The 1828-nt window shown below is 47.8% G+C and carries 3 protein-coding genes; 1 reads left to right on the top strand and 2 read right to left on the bottom strand.

The window, feature by feature from the left end:
* Positions 1 to 456, top strand: a 456-nt coding sequence (locus tag GXZ13_01450) for an ROK family protein (protein NLX74506.1), incomplete at its 5' end; no start/stop codon positions are given.
* Positions 457 to 604: 148 nt separating this feature from the next.
* Here GXZ13_01450 and GXZ13_01445 read toward each other — a convergent pair.
* Both GXZ13_01445 and GXZ13_01440 read right to left on the bottom strand, forming a co-directional pair.
* Positions 605 to 1165, bottom strand: a complete 561-nt coding sequence (locus tag GXZ13_01445) for a hypothetical protein (GenBank protein ID NLX74505.1) — start codon at positions 1163 to 1165, stop codon at positions 605 to 607.
* 80 nt (positions 1166 to 1245) lie between these two features.
* Entirely contained in the window at positions 1246 to 1803 is a 558-nt protein-coding gene (locus GXZ13_01440; protein ID NLX74504.1) for a hypothetical protein, read from the bottom strand.
* Between the last annotated feature and the right edge of the window lie 25 nt (positions 1804 to 1828).

Raw genomic sequence — 1828 nt, 5'->3', positions numbered from 1 at the left:
TTCGGCCACCTCCCCATCGCATCGACCGGGCTCTGCCAGTGCGGGGGCATTGGGTGCCTCGAGACCGTCGCGGCAGGATGGGCCCTCAAGGAGAAGGGCGACGGGCTCTCGGCCAAGCAGCTTGCCGGTCTGAATGGATCGAATGCACTCCTTACGGAGGCATGCAAGGCATTGGCTACGGCCCTTATTTGGGCCGCATCCATCACCGGGGCTGAGAAGATCATCCTGGGCGGCGGCATCGCCAACATCGGTGAGGAGTATCTCCAACTCATCAGAGATTTCTATGTCCAACACGCCCACCACGAACTCGCCTCTCGCCCGATCGTGCAATCGGCGCTGAAGGAGCAGTCAACGAACCTTGGCTCGATCGCGGTAGCGCTGGACCACTGGATCTTCAAGAGCTCGGTGCTGCAGGCACTGCAGGGGTATGAAAAACCGCTACCCGAAACCGAGTAGCGGTAACCTCCTAGAGAACCTCAGGACTCCTCTCCCAAGATACGTGTCCACCCGCTGGAACAATCGAAGTGGACCAGAGCAACGACACATATGATTATTGCATGGTTTGTCTGCCCTGTAAAACAAATTCGGCTTGATTCAGCTGTTTTCAGTTCATCTCCGTATAATTCATCGAAAAGAACCCACGATACATCCCAGCACTGTAGATATCGGAGGCGTTCTTACGGATCTTCACCGTCAGCGTTCCTATCGGGGTTCTGTTTTGTACCCCTTCTTTGAAGGTCACAAAGAAAGAAGAGCCATTTGGTTCCACCCGCGTGTTGGCATTATTGTTGTTGTAGAGTTCCAAAGAAATTCTCAATGAATTGTTCTTATCCAGATTCAGGTCATCGACCTGGAAGGAGAGCGTGCCTTTCTTTTCAATGGCAAGATGACTGGAATAGTAAAAATTCAATGACTGGCTCACTTCCCACTGTTCCTGAGAAGGGAAGATGAATTCCATCACGGCATCGTCGGAAGTCAATTCCAAGTCCGCTTCATTGGTGACAACGATTTCAATATCCCTAGGACTTATTGTCCCAACCATTTTGACGACAGCAGGGGAGAAAGTGCGAGGCATATCTTCTACCGCAACAAGGGAGAGCGGTAACATAAAAAGAAGAGATAATATTAAAAGATATCTTCGTATATTCATCATTGCACTAACCATACCACATTGTATCAAACAACTTGATAAAAACAAGGCTGTGCAGGAGTCTGCACAGCCGGACTTTCAAATAATAAAGAATATCAGGAACCTGCAACGCTAAAAGTAATTGTAGCTTCGTATGTTCCTTCTGGAGCTTGGTCAATGGTATTAACTGCAGTAACAGTCGCACCTAGATGGTCAGTACCTGCTACTCTCATCGGACTAACAACAATTTCAGCAGATTGCTTCGAATATGAATTGGTCGCAGGAATTGTGAAAATCGTATATTCACTCGTGGCAGAATTCCAAGTTCCAGTAGCATTGTCGACAGTCACACTTTTAATCTTTACCCTACCAACCTCAGTACCACTCTCGTTCTTGTATACGAAGTCAGATATTGCCATGCGAAGGTAATGAGGACCGGCCATATTACTCTCATATCCGTACTTAACCGTAGGGGGCGTGTCTGCGAATGCACCAACATATGTTTTTGAGGCAAGATAGGATGAACCGTCTACAATACCGTGATAGAATGAACCCCCTATAACCCCTTCTAATGTCACTTCAGGGGTATCATCAAAGCCGATGCCCAATGCTGCAAACAACCCACCCATAGCAATGAGCAGAACCAATGCAAAAGCAATAAATTTTTTATTCATACAATTCTCCTTGGGAGGGTATCTG

The organism is Synergistaceae bacterium (genome assembly GCA_012728235.1).
Classification (GTDB): Bacteria; Synergistota; Synergistia; order Synergistales; family Synergistaceae; genus JAAYFL01.
The sequence above is the reverse complement of the archived record's forward strand: the minus strand, read 5'-3'. Positions and strand labels throughout refer to the sequence as shown.

Coding starts and splice junctions, on each gene's coding strand:
- GXZ13_01445 (NLX74505.1), bottom strand. CDS start 1,165: ATGGTTAGTGCAATGATGAATATACGAAGATATCTTTTAATATTATCT.
- GXZ13_01440 (NLX74504.1), bottom strand. CDS start 1,803: ATGAATAAAAAATTTATTGCTTTTGCATTGGTTCTGCTCATTGCTATG.